At 38.9% G+C, this 16,690-nt stretch carries 16 protein-coding genes; all 16 read left to right on the forward strand.

The window, feature by feature from the left end:
• The first annotated feature begins 22 nt into the window (after positions 1 to 22).
• Positions 23 to 2,026, forward strand: a complete 2,004-nt coding sequence (gene ligA, locus RWZ05_RS05320) for an NAD-dependent DNA ligase LigA (RefSeq protein WP_314642775.1) — start codon at positions 23 to 25, stop codon at positions 2,024 to 2,026.
• Positions 2,027 to 2,101: 75 nt separating this feature from the next.
• Positions 2,102 to 2,392: an Asp-tRNA(Asn)/Glu-tRNA(Gln) amidotransferase subunit GatC gene (gene gatC / locus RWZ05_RS05325; protein ID WP_314642777.1), complete on the forward strand. Its 291-nt coding sequence runs from the start codon at positions 2,102 to 2,104 to the stop codon at positions 2,390 to 2,392.
• Between the two features lie 11 nt (positions 2,393 to 2,403).
• The gene (gene gatA / locus RWZ05_RS05330) at positions 2,404 to 3,864 is read left to right on the forward strand and encodes an Asp-tRNA(Asn)/Glu-tRNA(Gln) amidotransferase subunit GatA (protein ID WP_314642778.1); all 1,461 of its coding nucleotides are present in this window, start codon (positions 2,404 to 2,406) and stop codon (positions 3,862 to 3,864) included.
• Entirely contained in the window at positions 3,861 to 5,309 is a 1,449-nt protein-coding gene (gene gatB / locus RWZ05_RS05335; protein WP_314642780.1) for an Asp-tRNA(Asn)/Glu-tRNA(Gln) amidotransferase subunit GatB, read from the forward strand. Before gatA ends, gatB begins: the two co-directional genes overlap by 4 nt.
• Before the next feature lie 169 nt (positions 5,310 to 5,478).
• A complete protein-coding gene (locus RWZ05_RS05340) occupies positions 5,479 to 5,895 on the forward strand; it encodes a DUF4229 domain-containing protein (RefSeq protein WP_314642781.1) in 417 nt (138 codons plus the stop codon).
• Between the two features lie 63 nt (positions 5,896 to 5,958).
• On the forward strand, positions 5,959 to 7,797 hold the full coding sequence (locus RWZ05_RS05345; protein ID WP_314642782.1) for a DUF4080 domain-containing protein: 1,839 nt from the start codon (positions 5,959 to 5,961) through the stop codon (positions 7,795 to 7,797).
• 39 nt (positions 7,798 to 7,836) lie between these two features.
• On the forward strand, positions 7,837 to 8,802 hold the full coding sequence (locus tag RWZ05_RS05350; RefSeq protein WP_314642783.1) for a TIGR01212 family radical SAM protein: 966 nt from the start codon (positions 7,837 to 7,839) through the stop codon (positions 8,800 to 8,802).
• Between the two features lie 8 nt (positions 8,803 to 8,810).
• The gene (locus RWZ05_RS05355; protein WP_314642784.1) at positions 8,811 to 9,821 is read left to right on the forward strand and encodes a PhoH family protein; all 1,011 of its coding nucleotides are present in this window, start codon (positions 8,811 to 8,813) and stop codon (positions 9,819 to 9,821) included.
• A gap of 2 nt (positions 9,822 to 9,823) precedes the next feature.
• On the forward strand, positions 9,824 to 10,300 hold the full coding sequence (gene ybeY / locus RWZ05_RS05360) for an rRNA maturation RNase YbeY (RefSeq protein WP_314642786.1): 477 nt from the start codon (positions 9,824 to 9,826) through the stop codon (positions 10,298 to 10,300).
• Entirely contained in the window at positions 10,293 to 11,192 is a 900-nt protein-coding gene (era, locus tag RWZ05_RS05365; protein WP_314642787.1) for a GTPase Era, read from the forward strand. The genes ybeY and era overlap by 8 nt, the downstream gene beginning before the upstream one ends.
• Positions 11,193 to 11,245: 53 nt before the next feature.
• A complete protein-coding gene (locus tag RWZ05_RS05370) occupies positions 11,246 to 12,577 on the forward strand; it encodes a hemolysin family protein (RefSeq protein WP_314642788.1) in 1,332 nt (443 codons plus the stop codon).
• A complete protein-coding gene (locus tag RWZ05_RS05375; RefSeq protein ID WP_314642789.1) occupies positions 12,564 to 13,268 on the forward strand; it encodes a DNA repair protein RecO C-terminal domain-containing protein in 705 nt (234 codons plus the stop codon). The genes RWZ05_RS05370 and RWZ05_RS05375 overlap by 14 nt, the downstream gene beginning before the upstream one ends.
• Before the next feature lie 163 nt (positions 13,269 to 13,431).
• Positions 13,432 to 14,235, forward strand: coding sequence for a DUF3100 domain-containing protein (locus RWZ05_RS05380; RefSeq protein WP_314642790.1), 804 nt, complete (start codon positions 13,432 to 13,434; stop codon positions 14,233 to 14,235).
• Positions 14,228 to 14,689: a hypothetical protein gene (locus RWZ05_RS05385; RefSeq protein WP_314642791.1), complete on the forward strand. Its 462-nt coding sequence runs from the start codon at positions 14,228 to 14,230 to the stop codon at positions 14,687 to 14,689. Before RWZ05_RS05380 ends, RWZ05_RS05385 begins: the two co-directional genes overlap by 8 nt.
• A gap of 6 nt (positions 14,690 to 14,695) precedes the next feature.
• Positions 14,696 to 16,015: an amidohydrolase gene (locus tag RWZ05_RS05390; RefSeq protein ID WP_314642792.1), complete on the forward strand. Its 1,320-nt coding sequence runs from the start codon at positions 14,696 to 14,698 to the stop codon at positions 16,013 to 16,015.
• 134 nt (positions 16,016 to 16,149) lie between these two features.
• Positions 16,150 to 16,500, forward strand: a complete 351-nt coding sequence (locus tag RWZ05_RS05395) for a hypothetical protein (protein ID WP_314642793.1) — start codon at positions 16,150 to 16,152, stop codon at positions 16,498 to 16,500.
• The last annotated feature ends 190 nt before the right edge of the window (positions 16,501 to 16,690 follow it).

The raw sequence follows: 16,690 nt of genomic DNA on the forward strand, positions 1-16,690 counted from the left end.
TTTCTGTATAAAAGGGTGTAAGATGAATCCGAAAGATAGAATCAAAGAGTTGCAACAGGAGTTAACTCATGCACAGTATTTATACTATGTAAAAGATGCTCCTACGATGAGTGACTTTGAATATGATAAAAAATATCGTGAGCTTGTAGATTTAGAAACAGCTCATCCTGAATATATTGTGCCGTCTTCTCCAACACAACGTGTAGGCATGAAGGTGGAAGGCTCTTTTGAAAAGGTTGTACACGGACGCCCTATGTTGAGCCTTTCCAATGTATTCAATGCTGATGAAGTTCGAGCATTTGCTAATCGCGTAGAAAAGGAGTTAGGACATAAGCCATCTGCTTATGTAGTAGAGTTAAAAATTGATGGATTGGCTGTTAATTTGCACTATGAAAATGGCATGTTTGTGCGTGCTGTAACGCGAGGTGACGGTCGCGTTGGTGAAGATGTAACTGCCAATGTACGTACTATTAAATCTATTCCTTTATACCTAGAGAATGCGCCAGAATTTATCGAGGTTCGCGGTGAAGCGTATATGCCTCATAGCGAATTTAAGCGCATTAATGAAGAACGTGATGAAGAAGGCTTACCAACCTTTGTGAATCCTCGCAATGCTGCGGCAGGATCATTGCGTCAACAAGACCCTGCTATTACAGCAAGTCGTAACCTAGCCTTCTTTGCCTATGCTATTGGCTCCGAAGTAGGTGCTAATATTCATAGCCAAGAGGAATTGTTACAAAGTTTGGAAACTTTTAAGTTTTCTGTAAACCCTCATTACCGTGTATGTAAAACAATTGAAGATGTTATTGAGGCTATTAATTATTGGGGTGAAAAACGCCATGAGTTGCCTTATGACACAGATGGGATGGTAATTAAGGTTAATAGTTTTGATGATCAAGAGGTGCTTGGTAGTACTGCAAAAGATCCTAAATGGGCTACAGCCTATAAGTATCCTCCTGAAGAAGTAGAAACCATTCTTAAGGATATTACTATTAATGTTGGTCGTACTGGCGTCCTCACGCCTACTGGTGAGCTTGAATCTGTATTCGTGTCTGGCACAAATGTGAGTCGTGTTACATTACATAACCAAGACTTTATTAATGAAAAGGATATCCGCATTGGCGATCATGTCATCATTCACAAGGCAGCAGAAATCATTCCAGAAGTCATTCGCGTAGTTCCTGAGAAACGTACTGGTTCTGAAGTGCCTTTCACAATTCCTAACACATGTCCAGTATGCAATTCTCCTGCAGTTCGTCGCGAAGGGGAAGCGGCAGTTCGTTGTACAAATAAACACTGCCCAGCTATTGAGAAAGAACAGATCATTCACTTTGCCTCTCGAGATGCTATGAATATCGACGGCTTAGGTCCAAGTATTGTAGAAAACTTGATTAATAACAAGTTGATTGCTAATGTAGTTGATCTATATCATTTAACAGTGGACCAACTAGTTACGATGGATAGAATGGGCAAGAAATCGGCAGAGAATTTGGTAAAAGCTATTGCAGATTCTAAAGCTCGTGGCTTGGACCGCGTATTATATGGTCTTGGTATTCGTTTAATTGGCTCTAAAGCAGCGGGAACAATTGCTAATGTGGTGAAATCTATGGAACGGTTTATGACTATTACTAAGGAAGAACTCGTTGCAGTGGAGGAGATTGGTCCTACAATGGCGGATAGTATCGTTGAGTACCGTCAAGATCCTGCGCATGTTGCTATTATTGAAGGGTTAACACAAGCTGGTCTTAAGATGACTGTAGATGTTGTAGAAGCTGCAGGAAATCAAATGGAAGGGGAAACCGTCGTTCTCACAGGTAAGCTTGAGGTTATGGGCCGCAGTGAAGCCGGTAAAATCCTTGAAGCTCATGGGGCAAAGGTTACAGGCTCTGTTTCAAAGAAAACTACACTTGTTGTAGCTGGTGAAGATAGCGGTAGTAAGCTTACGAAAGCAAATGAATTGGGCATTCGCGTCATGAATGAAGAAGAGTTTGTAGAGCTTTTACGAGAACTTGGTGAAATCCAATAGATATACATTCTTACAATGTTTTGAAAATATATATTATTTGCTTTATAATAAATAATTATGAAAGGATGTGTTCCGATGAAAATCAGCCAAGAGGAAATTAAAAAAATCGCCTTGCTTTCACGGTTGGAAGTTAAGGAAGAACATATGGCACATGTAGAAAAAGAGTTGTCCGATATCTTGTCTTATGTTGCTGAACTAGATGCATTAGAGCTTGATGGTGTTGAGCCTATGGCCCATGCGGTACCATTACACAATGTATTTAGAGAGGATGAAGTGAAACCATCCCTCGATCATGATTTAGCTTTATCCAATGCTCCAGAAGCAGAGGATGGGTACTTTAAAGTACCTCGCGTTGTACAAGAATAGGAGGTTTCGCTGTGGCAACAATTCATGAATTACACAAGAAACTAGTGAATAAAGAAATTAGCGCCGTTGAATTGACGAATGCTGTCATTGCACATAAAGCGAAAGTGGAACCGACTGTACATGCGTACTTATCTGATTCTCATGACCGCGCTTTAGCTACAGCTAAAACTGTAGACGAATTAATTGCTAAAGGTGAAGCAATTTCTCCATTAGCAGGTATTCCTGGTGCCATCAAAGATAACATTTGTATTAAAGACGAGCCTGCAACATGTGCGTCTAAAATGTTAGAAAACTTTGTTCCTCCATATAATGCGTCTGTTATCGAACGTTTACAAGATAATCATTATATTAGCCTTGGCAAACTTAACATGGACGAATTCGCTATGGGTGGATCTACAGAGAATTCTGCATTAGCAAAAACTACTAACCCTTGGAACACTGACTGTGTACCAGGTGGTTCCTCTGGCGGTAGTGCCGCTGCTGTTGCTAGTAGTTCTGCTATTTGGGCTCTTGGTTCTGATACAGGCGGTTCCATTCGTCAACCAGCATCTTTCTGTGGCGTTGTAGGTTTGAAACCAACTTACGGTAATGTATCACGTTATGGTCTTATCGCCTTTGCATCCTCTTTGGACCAAATTGGCCCTATTACACGGGACGTAACTGATGCTGCTTTAGTATTGAATGCAATCTCTGGACACGATGCAAAAGACTCTACATCTATTCCAGGTGCTCGTGTAGATTACACTACAGCCCTTGTAAATGATGTAAAAAATCTTAAAATTGGCGTGCCAAAAGAATTCTTTGGTGAAGGTCTCAATAGTGAAGTTCGCAAAGCTATGGAAGAGGCTATCGAAACATATAAAAAATTAGGTGCTGAAATCGTTGAGGTTTCCTTGCCTAACTCTAAATATGCATTGTCTGCGTACTATATCATCGCATTGGCAGAGGCAAGCTCTAACTTGGCTCGTTATGACGGTGTAAGCTATGGTTTGCGCGTAGCTGCTGACAATTTAGTAGAAATGTCTACTAAAACTCGTACAGAAGGTTTTGGTCCTGAAGTACAACGCCGTATCTTATTAGGTACTTATGTATTGAGCGCAGGTTATTATGATGCTTACTATTTGAAAGCATTGAAAGTACGCCGTCTCATTAAAAATGAATTTGATGAAGCTTTCTCCAAAGTGGATTTAATCTTAACACCAACTGCACCTAATACGTCTTATAAATTTGGTGAAAAAGCAAATGATCCATTAGCAATGTACTTAGAAGATATCTGTACAGTACCAGCTAACCTTGCAGGTATTCCAGGTATCAGCATTCCAGCCGGTATGAGTAGCAGCAATTTACCAATCGGTATGCAATTGCTTGGGCCTGCCATGGGTGAAGAAACATTGTTACGTGCGGCGTTCACATTTGAACAAGCGCGTCCAGACTGTCAATTAGTAGCACCAACTGGGGAGGTTTCTCTATGAGTAGTAAATACGAAACAGTCGTTGGTTTAGAGGTTCATACAGAGCTTAAGACGAAGTCTAAAATCTTCTGTGGTTGTACCACTGAATTCGGCGGCGATCAAAATACACATGTGTGCCCAGTGTGCCTTGGCTTACCTGGTGCTATGCCTGTGTTAAATAAACAAGTAGTAGAATTTGCTATTAAAGTAGGCTTAGCATTGAATTGTGAAATCCTTAACTTTAACAAATTTGACCGCAAAAACTACTACTATCCTGATTTGCCTAAAAACTATCAAACATCTCAATATGATTTACCAATTTGCTTGAATGGTCACTTAGATATCGAAGTAAATGGTGAAACTAAACGCATTGGTATTACACGTATTCACATGGAAGAAGATGCAGGTAAACTCGTTCATAGTGGCAACACTATTTCCGATTCCAAATCTTCTAATGTTGACTACAACCGTACAGGTGTACCTCTTCTTGAAATCGTATCTGAACCAGATATTCGTTCTGGTGCAGAAGCGAGAGCATATGTTGAAAAACTACGTTCTATTTTGCAATATTTAGAAGTATCTGACGGTCGTATGGAAGAAGGCTCCTTGCGTGGTGACTGTAACGTATCCGTACGTTTGCGCGGTACTAAAGAATTTGGTACACGTACAGAAACTAAGAATGTAAACTCTTTAACAGCTATTCAAAAGGTTGTTGAATATGAAGCATTGCGTCAAGCTAAGTTGATCGAAGCTGGCGGTAAAGTGGATCAAGAAACACGTACATGGGATGATGCACAAGGCATTACTCTTGGTATGCGTAAAAAAGACGAAGAAAACGATTACCGTTACTTCCCAGAACCAGATTTGGTACCGATTGTAATTACAGACGAAAAAATCGAAGAAGTACGTCGTGCATTACCTGAATTACAAGATGCTAAGATTGAACGCTTTGTATCTGAATATGGTTTATCTCGCGAAGATGCAACAATCCTTACAGTAGCTCGTAAGACTGCAGACTTCTTAGATGCAACTGTAAAAGCTGGTGCAGATCCTAAAACGGTTGCTAACTGGATGCTTGGTGACTTGTCCAAGATGATCAATGAAAATGGCTTAACCTTCGGTGAATCTAAAGTAAGCCCTGAAAACTTAGCTGGTATGATTGCTCTTATCGATAAAGGCACTATTTCTGGTAAAATTGCGAAAAAAGTTATTGTATCCATGTGGGAATCCGGCAAGGATGCAGATACTATCGTAAAAGAAGAAGGTCTTGTTCAAATCACAGATACAGGCGCTATTGAAGAAATCGTTAAGCAAGTTATTGCTAACAACCCACAACCAGTGGCAGACTTCAAGAGCGGTAATGGCAAGGCTATTGGCTTCTTAGTTGGTCAAGTTATGAAGGAATCTAAAGGCCGTGCTAACCCTGGTATGGTTAATGAATTACTTCAAAAATTCTTGAATGACTAATCTGTGCGTTAGCATACATTAGCTATTAACAATACCAATACAATACGTCCTCTACAGATATATGAATTTATATCTGTAGGGGATATTTATTTGCATTTTTCTAGTTAAAATATGATATAATAGGTTGTGTAAAATTAATTATTATTTTGGTCATATAAAGGAATTAACTATGTCTGATCAACAGAATATACATAACAATCAAAATACATATAAAAATAATCAACAAGATAGTAATTTTGGAGGCAATACGCGAACTACTGAACCTAATACGCGCGTATTATCCGATGATGAGCGTCGAGACTTTGATGGAGTAACTATTGAAGAGGTAGGTGACTCTGTGCATGTTGACTCAACGCCAACTTACATGGATGAAGAGCGTCAACGTAATGAACAATATGATCAATATGGACCGCAAGTTAAGGTGTATAGCTTTAATAGTACAAGCTGGCTTAGTCGTATCATTTTGATTATCATTTTAGCTGTTGTATTAGCGGCAGTAGTTTTCTTTGGCGGCATTATCCTATCTGTAGTAGGTGTTGTCATTTTAGTGGGTGCTATTGTTTCCTTTATCTTTGGTCTCTTTTAATGGTATAATACATATATTATGACTAGACGGTGGCTGAGCCATTCGATGATATAAAGGGGACCTATGAACGTAGTTTTATCCACATTAAACTCAAAATTTATACATTCCTCCCTGGCTTTGCGTTATCTCAAAGCCTATGGGCAGGCTCACGGACAGGCATACGATATAGTAGAATATACTATTAATATGCCTGTTTTACATATTCTTAGCGATATTACAGAGCGCAATATTGACGTATTGGGCTTTGCTTGCTATATCTGGAACATTGAAATGACCTTACATGTGGTGGCCATGGTGAAAGCTGTTCGACCAGATATTAAAATTATCTTAGGCGGTCCAGAGGTGTCTTTCACTGCCGATGAAATTCTAAATCGTTGCCATGCCGTTGATTATGTTGTACAAGGCGAAGGGGAAGAAGCCTTTTATCAACTCATCAGCGCATTAACAAATGGTAAGGACGGTCTTACAGAGGAAATTGCTGGCGTACGTGGCCGCCATATTTCTGGTCAACTTATGGGCTCTACTGAGACAGTAGAGGTAAAGGATCTCAGTACAATACCATTCCCATACGTGGAAGAGGATATGGTCGATTTAGAACATAAGATTATTTATTATGAATCCTCTCGAGGATGTCCATTCTCCTGTCAGTATTGTTTATCTGGCAACAAGAATACGGTTCGATTCTTTCCACAAGAAAGAACATTACAAGAGTTACAATGGTTTATCTATCATAAAGTAAAACAAGTTAAGTTCGTAGATAGAACATTTAACTGTGCACCACATCATCATCGTCCGTTGATGGAATTTATGCGTGATGCAGATACAGAGACTAACTTCCATTTAGAAATGGAACCCGAGCTCATGACAGAATGGGAAACAAATATTCTCTGTGAAACACCGCCAGGGCGTATTCAAATCGAAGTGGGCGTACAAAGTACACATAAGAAAACTTTAGACGCTATTAATCGATATAACGATTGGCCGTACATTCAGAAGGCAATTCGTCCTATTATTGAAGCAGGTAGAACACATGTTCATATGGATTTAATTGTAGGCTTACCTTACGAAAATAAAGCGCGATTTGGATTATCCTTCAATGATTTATTTAGCTTACAACCTCATGCACTACAAATAGGTTTCTTAAAGCTATTAAAAGGATCTGGTGTACGCCGCATGGAGGAATACCAATATATTAGTGATCCTTTAGCACCATATGAGGTATTAACCACTCATGTATTGCCTTATAAAGATATACGCTTCTTAAAGCACTTTGAAGATGTATTTGAACGTTTCTATAATAGTGAGCGTTTTAGAACAGTATTTGGCTATATTGGTAGCAAGCTTATAAAGGAACATACTGACACATCCATAACTGGGGAGGATACAGTAACAAATCATGTACCACCTATGAAAAAGTATGATTCTTCTAAAGTGAAACCTAAAAAAGATGCTTTTTCATATTTCTGTGAAATGACACAGGCTTGGCTTGACGCTGGTCATCACAAGGTTAATTTGAAAGATATCGACCAAATTGAGTTCTTATATAATTTCTTCTTGTCTAAAGGCGACAATGTAGCGGCCGAATTATTGCAATACGATACACTTGTTAGCTATCAGGGTAAGGTTCGTAGCGAAGCCGTTGGTTTACCGAAACAGACAAAGGAACTTTTACAAGAAGGGGAAGCATTCTGGCGCAATGAAGAGATTGCATCTCAGTATATTCCAAACTATACCTTCAAAGAATGGCGCAAGATTCGCCAACAATATGTGGAAATGCCAATGTCTGTGGACACAGCACATGTATTAGGTATAGAAAATGTACCTAATACACCATTTATAGTAGTTATCGACGTTAATAAAGAGGTAAAACCCTTTATACGTCCCGAAATAGAGGCTTGTTAAATATAACAAGCGATGATTGGTTAGTTACATAGGAGTGTTATGACCGATACAACGAGACCAAAACGATACCGCATGGTATCTAAATATTATAAAGAAACCTATGGGGAAAAGGTTTATAAACTGCCTGTGGCGTTGCCGCTGACTTGTCCTAATCGAGACGGTTCAGCCGGTGTAGGGGGCTGTACCTTCTGCGGAGAAATTGGTGCCGGTTATGAAAATCGTCCTGCGTGGATGACAGTGCGTATGCAATTAGAGGAAAACATTGCTCACATAGGGCCTAAATATAAGGCGAAAAAATTCATACCTTATTACCAAAATTTCAGTAATACCTATTTGGGGCTTGATGATTTTAAAAGCTATATGGAGCAAGGTTGCATCGACGAAGCCGTAGGCATTGCTATTGCAACTAGACCAGATTGTATTGCCGATGAATATTTGGAAATACTAGCAGATATTAGAGACCGCTTTCAAAAGGATATCTATATTGAATTAGGTCTACAAACGGTAAATTATGATACGTTAGAAAAAATTAATCGTGGTCATGATTTAGCTCAGTTTATTGATGCTGTACTGCGCATTAAACGATACGGATTTAACGTTACTACACATATGATTGTTAACTTGCCTTGGGATACTATGAAGGATACCATCGAAGGAGCCCGAATCTTATCAGCCCTCGGTGTGGATCAAGTTAAATTACATGCCTTATATATCGTTAAAAATACATTGATGGCTAAGTGGTACCAGGAAGGTCAGTTCACCTTAATCAGTGCAGAAGAATATGCTGACCGCGTAGTCAACTTTGTCCGTTATTTACACCCTGATATTGTATTGCAGCGTCTTGTAGGGCGAGCACCTGAAGATAATACGCTCTTTACCAATTGGTCTATGGGTTGGTGGCGCGTTCAAGATATAATTGATGATAAGTTAGACGAACTAGATGCACATCAAGGTGATCTTTGTGATTATCTCAATGGTAAAGCAGTTCGTAAGTTTATAGACTAGGAGGTTGTATGAGCGAACAAGTATTTACATTTCCTACATATGACCTAGCACAATCCATACTAGGTCAACATAATCGTTATTTACATATGATGCTTGAGGTCATCACTGCTGATGTAGTAGCTCGTGGAGATACGGTAGTTATTAAGGGCGATGAAAAACAAGTAGAAGCTCTCTATCGTACGCTAGAAGAACTTGTATTCTTATATCGTGAAGGCAGTACCATTACAGAGTCTCAAGTGCGCATTGCAGCAAAACTCGTAGCTAACGGTAAAGCTGATGCTGTACATACCATGTTTGAAGATACCTTATCCGTTAATATGCGCGGTAAAAATATTACGCCTAAAACGGAAGGCCAGAAGTATTATGTAGATAGCATTCGTAAAAATACCATAACCTTTGGTATTGGCCCTGCAGGGACTGGTAAAACCTTCTTAGCAGTAGCATTGGCAGCTTTCTATTTGAAGAACAGAAATGTAGATAAAATCATTTTAACCCGTCCTGCTGTAGAGGCTGGGGAGCGCTTAGGTTTCTTACCTGGCGAATTACAAGATAAGGTAGATCCATATTTAAGACCTCTTTATGATGCATTACATGAAATGTTTGGTATCGAACAAGTACAACGTTTTATGGAGCGCGGTACTATCGAGGTAGCACCACTAGCATACATGCGTGGTCGTACCTTAGAAAATGCCTTTGTTATTCTCGATGAGGCGCAAAATACAACAGCGGAACAGATGAAAATGTTCTTAACTCGTTTAGGCAACAACTCTAAAATGGTTGTAAACGGCGACAAAACGCAAATTGACTTGCCGCCACGTGTCGTATCCGGCCTTGGTGAGGCTGAAAAGGTATTGCGTCATGTATCGGGCATTAATATGGTTTACTTTAGCGATCAAGACGTGGTGCGTCATGATTTAGTAGGCCGCATTGTAAAAGCATACGATGCGTACCATGAACGTAAATTAGCAGGTGATACTACAACAACTGATGCACCTGCAGAGAAGGTAGCGAAAGGGTAAGTATGTACATACATATTAGCTATGATGAAGGAATTCAAGAGGATTCTAATATAGAGGCCATTATTCGTAAGGTTTGTGACGAAGTAAGTCGCATATATGGTCTTGAAGAAGATGAAATGAGTATTTTGCTTTGTGATAATGCAAAGATTCATGATCTCAATAAAGAATACCGCGGTATCGATAGACCGACGGATGTATTGTCCTTTGCACTTAATGAAGGGGACGATTACGAAGGCAGTGAAGAGGAGCATCACTTATTAGGTGATATGATTATTTCCTTAGAGCGCACTCGTGAACAGGCTATTGAATATGGACATAGTTTTGAACGTGAATTGGCGTACTTAACGACTCATAGTTGTTTGCATATTTTAGGCTATGACCATATGAACGACGAAGATAAAAAAGAGATGCGTACAGAGGAAGAATTTATCCTTGGCAATCTCGGTTATGTGCGGGAGGATGCACCATATAATGAATAACAACGAACATTTTAAATCTGGCTTTGTAGCCGTTGTAGGTCGACCAAATGTTGGTAAATCTACCTTAATTAATGCTCTTATTGGCGATAAAATTGCTATCGTATCCGATAAGGCTCAAACAACTCGTAACCGTATTATCTGCGTATATACAGACGAAAGAAAACAAATCGTATTCATGGATACACCAGGTGTGCATAAGCCAAAACATAAATTAGGTGAATTCATGGTAGATGCTGCTATCGAGTCCTTAAAAGAAACAGAAGCCGTTTTATTTGTAGTAGCAGGCAATGAAAAACGCGGTACTGGGGATAACTTTATTATTGAACAATTACAACGCGTAAAAGTTCCTGTATTCTTAGTAGTTAATAAGATTGATACTCTTAAAAAAGAAGAGCTCTTAGAAGCTATCGTATCTTATCAAGATGCATATCCCTTTGCTGGGGTTATCCCAATTTCTGCAAAAGATAAAGAGAACTTATCAGAGATTCTTAATGTACTAGAAGAAACCTTGCCTGAAGGTCCACAATACTTCCCAGAGGATATGATTACGGATCAACCAGAACGTCTTATCATTTCTGATATTGTTCGGGAAAAGATCTTGTTAGCCACACGGGATGAAATTCCTCATGCCATCGCTGTAGACGTAGATGAAATGAAAACTCGCGATGATGGTACAACTTATATTCGGGCTACCATTTATTGCGAACGAGACTCTCAAAAGGGTATTATCATCGGTAAAAAAGGTGCGCTATTGAAAAAACTCGGTGCTGAGGCGCGTGCAGATATTCAAAAGTTATTAGCCACAAAGGTATACTTAGATCTTTGGGTTAAAGTTAAAAAGGATTGGCGCAATAAATCTGGTATGTTATCTGAACTGGGGTATCGAAAATAATTTGATATAATATAGAGATAAGATATTTCCATAGTTAGATGAAAGGAATAGTAATGGATAGTGTAGATGGCCTGTTACCCATAGGGTTTGGTCTTGTATGTATTTTTTTAATTAACTTTTTTGTGGTTGCAAAGTTCTCTTTTGCCCGACTTCGTAAAGAACATGTAGAGGATATGGATATCCTCTTAGAAAAGGACAGAGAATTTCTATTAAAGTTATATCAAAATCCTGAGTATTTCTTAAATACTACACAGTTTTTGATTTTATTCTTTATTTTGGCTCTTGCTGGTACAGGCACCTATGTATTTGATAATATCGTAGAACAACTTGTAGCGGTATTTAATGTACATAGCACATGGATGCACTTTGTACTAGATATTGTATTATTGCTATTTATTAGCTTAATTGTTTTAATCTTTGGTGAGATTGTACCTAAAGCATTAGGTTTATCCTTCCCAACAAAGTACGTAAATACCTATAGCCGCATCGTAGTAGCGGCAGGTAAATTAGTATATCCGTTTATTTGGATTGCTAGTAAAATTTCCAATGTTATTTTAGGCTTTTACAAAACAAAATATTTAACAGAGTTAGACCTTGTGTACTCTGAGGAAGAAATTCGAATGATGATTTCTCGAAGTCACGAGGAAGGTCAGTTAGACCAAGTTGAGTCTGAACTAATAGATAATGTATTTAACTTTGTTGATCGTATGGCGAAAGAGGTTATGGTTCCACGCCAAGACGTGGATTGCATATTTGTAGAAGATGGTTACGATGAAGCGATGAAGTTTATTCGTTCTAAAGTACATACTCGTTATCCACTCTGCGTAGAGGATAAGGATCACATCATCGGCCTTGTTCATATTAAAGACTTAATGGAACGTCCTAACCAAGCCCGTAAAGATTTGCGCAATGTAAAACGGGATATTCTGACTGTTCCTGAGGTCATGAAGTTGTCTACCTTGTTACAGTACATGAGAACACGCCGTATTTATCAAGCTGTTGTAGTAGATGAATATGGTGGCATGGTTGGTCTCGTAGGTCTTGAAGATATTATTGAAGAATTAGTTGGTGATATTCAAGACGAACATGAGCCACACTTACCAGCTACGATGTCTTATGCAGATGGGTCCTTCGAATTTGATGGTAAGGTTCTCGTAGACGAAGTAGCAGAGATTATGGATATTGAAATCGATAATTCTGACTCCGATACAATCGGTGGTTACGTCTTTGGCTTGTTAGAACGTACACCAATCGTTGGTGATACAGTAGATGCTCATGGCTATACCTTTGAAGTGACTCAAATGCAAGGCTATCGTATTTCTCGTATCAAAGTAACGCCTTTACCTGTAGAGGAAGCAACGGAAGAAGAACATGAAGAAGCTTAATGGTGGCTTCAATACACCGGCCATCGTAATCAGTCGAAAAAAGTATAAGTTATACTCCGTATTTACGTTCATTACACCTAGTTTGGGGCTTATTAGATCATCAATACCACATAAGCGAATGATGACCATGCGCAATAGTTCATATCTACGTCCTTTTAGCGCTATGTATATTACAGTCGTGCCTGATGGGGAATATGTAAACGTTACGCAAATCGATGGTTCCTATGTGGTGGAATCGTTAGATATAAATCTAGATAACATTGCTTATGCTGCTGTAGCGAGTGAGCTTATTCAAGAGCTATTTGCTATGTACGATGTAGACCGTAAGGTCTTTGATACCGTTGTTAATTACTCCAAGCAAATTCGCCGCCGCAATGTACAATTGGGCACGATTATGCTTGGGTGGCAACTATTATCCCTTGCCGGTATTGTGCCAAGTACTCATGCTTTTACTCATCAAGATGGTATCGAACCGTTCTGGTTGCAGGTACGAGAAACGACGAATCTTAGAATTTCTCCTTCTGTAAAAGCTGGATTACCACAAATTCTCGCTTACCAGTGGGGCGAAGATACGCCTATAGAACTTCCTAAAACAATATGGAAAGAACTAGAAAAATTACTATTTGCATACTGTGAGCAAGAAATAGGTAAACCATTGCAAAGTGTTAAATTTTTGAACTCCATAATTTAAATGAATCAGCACCAATCATAGTATTGGTGCTTTTTCTGTATCTACGGTTACATATGAAAAAATATAATAGTGATAGACAAATGTACATTCCTAGTTGACTATATAAATAAATATTATTTATAATGAAATAATATTTATATTATATATTTTATGGGAGGTCATTATGCAGCTTTTGGGTAATCTCAAAATTCACTTTTTAGCGCTCGTATTAACCGTAGTCGCTGAATATGTGGGCATCAAGAAACTAGGTCCAGTTGTACTATTACCATTATTGTACACATTGATTCTAGGTTTATTAATTTCTATTCCTAAGTTCAAAATTCTTACCATTGAACAAATGGAAAAATCCGCTGATTATATCGGTATTGCCGTTATGATCTTGATGGTAAAAGTAGGTCTTGGTATCGGTCCAAATCTTGGTATTCTTACTAGCGCTGGTTGGGCATTATTGCTACAAGAACTTGGTCATTTCTTCGGTACTATCATCTTTGGTTTACCGGTAGCCTTATTAGTTGGCATGCGCCGTGAAGCCGTAGGTGCTTGTTATTCTGTAGACCGTGAGCCAAACGTAGCGATTATCATCGACAGATTCGGTTTCAGCTCTCCAGAGGGCCGTGGCGTTATGGGTATGTATATCTGTGGCGTTCTTATCGGTGCTATGTGGTCCTCCGTGTTAGCAGGTATGTTGGCACAATCTGGTTGGTTCCATCCTTTAGCACTTGCTATGGGCGCTGGCGTAGGTAGTGCAAGTATGATGGCCGCTGCTACAGCGCCTATCGTTGCTGTATACCCTGAGTTTGAACAACAAATTATGGCTCTCGCTGGGGCAGCAAATTTGTTGACTACCGTATTAGGCGTATACTTCGGTTTATTTATTTCCTTACCGGTAATGGAAAAAGCTTACAACTTCTTTACTGGTCGTACCCGTGAACAAGATTTAGCAGAGGAGGCAGCACGTCATGAGTAAAAGCGAAAAAATTACACAATTTGTCATCGTTATCTGTATTGCTGCTATCATTACTGCAGTAGGTAACGTAATGGATGGTAAACATCTATTTGGTGACAGCTTGGTAGGTGTAGCTATCTTAGCTGGTCTTGCTACTATTGGTGCTATGATTTCTTACTTACCATACGCTAATAAATTGCCTATGGTATTCTGGGTATCTTTAGTTGGCGTTATCGCTTCTTTACCAGGTATGCCTGGTCAAGAATGGATTATCGCTAAAACTAGCCAAGTAACATTCCTTGCTACTACAACACCTGTACTTGCGTATGCAGGTCTATCCTTAGGTAAAGACCTCGGTGCATTCCGCCGCTTGTCTTGGCGTATTATTCCAGTTGCATTAGCTGTAACAGCAGGTACTTTCATCTGTGCCACAGCATTAGCACAATTGGTACTTCATTTAGAAGGTTTAATTTAGGAGCTGATGAGCCGTATGACAAAGGAAGAAGTAAAGCAAAGGGTTTGTGAGGCTATCGTTGCGGCACAACCACGTTTACGTGAAATAGCAGAGTCCATTATGGCTGAGCCTGAACTCGGTTACAAAGAGGTAAAAACATCTAAGAAAGTACAGGATATGTTTGATGAGCTCCGCATCCCTTATACGACTGAACACGCTCTTACTGGTGTAAAAGGTCGTATGAAAGGCCGTGATAGCAAATATACAGTTGCTATGATCGGTGAACTAGATGCCATTCTTTGTCCACGTCATCCTCGTGCTGATGACTTAACGGGGGCAGCACATTGCTGCGGTCACAATATTCAAATTACGAATATGTTTGCCGTAGCTATGGGCTTGCAATCTGTTATGGATGAATTGGCTGGCGATGTAGTTCTATTTGCTGTACCAGCTGAGGAAATGATCGAAGTTGATTATCGTAATAAATTGCGTGAACAAGGCAAGATCAAATATATGGGCGGTAAACAACAGCTTATTTACGAAGGTGCTTTTGACGATATCGACATGGCCATGCAAATGCACGTGGAAACTGCTAAAACTCCGGCAGGGGAAATGGGACTTGGCAGTACCTCCAATGGCTTCGTAGCCAAATTGATTGAATACCATGGTAAAGTAGCTCATGCAGCTGCTGCGCCTCACGAAGGTATTAATGCTCTTAACGCTGCCTTGATGGGCGTTATGGGGGTTAACTCCATTCGTGAAACTTTCAAAGAAAGCGATTATTTTAGATTCCATCCAATTATTAATCAAGGCGGTACATTGGTAAACTGTGTGCCTGATTATGTCCAAGTTGAAAGTTACGTACGTGCCTCTAATATTGAAGCTATTGTAGATGGCAATCATCGTGTAAATAGGGCCTTAAAAGCTGGTGGTGATGCAGTAGGTGCCACTTGCGTGATTAACGATTTGCCAGGTTACCTGCCGATGAGAAACGATGTTCGTATGAACGAAATGTTACGGCAAAACTCTAATCCACTATTTGGTGAGGAAAATGTATTCCAAGGGGATCACATGACAGCAAGTACTGATATGGGCGATGTATCTCACTTGATGCCGGTCATTCATCCTTGGGTTGGTTGTATTAGTGGTGTATTACACAGTGCAGAATATGAAATCTCTGTTCCTGATGTAGCATACATTAAAACAGCACAAGCATTAGCTATGACAATCGTAGACTTGCTATATGATGATGCTGCAGGTGCTAAAGATGTGTTAGACAACTTTACACCGGCATTAAATAAACAAAGCTATATTGAACTCTTAGACCGCATTGCTAAGGGGGAATAAAATAAACCACCTATTGAAGATGAATTGATTATCTTTGGTAGGTGGTTTACAATTTATTTATATAACTATAATAGTTTATTTAAGTCTATACCTTATATACTAACGTATATATTAATATGTTTTTAGAGGCACTTATGAAAGAAAATCTTGCTTTACTACTAGCTATCTTATATCTAATCTATAGATTTAAGACCTATAAAAAAACTAACAAAATCATAGAAGACAGAATAGAAAATGTTCATAAGCCATACTTTAAACGTGTACGAGATGTTTTAGAGTGTTCTGAAGAAGAAGCAGAGAAGGTCGGATTAGCATTAGATAAATATTTTGTTCCCTTAGAAAGTAAATTCTATAAAATTGATGATAATACTTACTCATTTGTTGATGCAGGCGGCCTTAAAGGAACATTTTCAATAGATCAAAACTATAATTTATTGACATTAATTTATAATGAAGTTGATTTATTAGCTTTAGAGCAAGTATAAAAATCAATAATTAGAGAATTGTATTTATGTATGTTAATTTACTATATTCTGAAATTACACTGTATCGAGTATAGCGAGTATTATTAAATTTGTTCTTTTTGTTTGTTAGGTAAAATGAAATGGTTACTATAAAAAAATTATTTTTCTATGCATTTGCATTATTCAATTTAATTTCGCTGATATATAGTAT

Source organism: uncultured Veillonella sp., from assembly GCF_963543145.1.
In the GTDB taxonomy this organism is placed as follows: Bacteria; Bacillota; Negativicutes; order Veillonellales; family Veillonellaceae; genus Veillonella.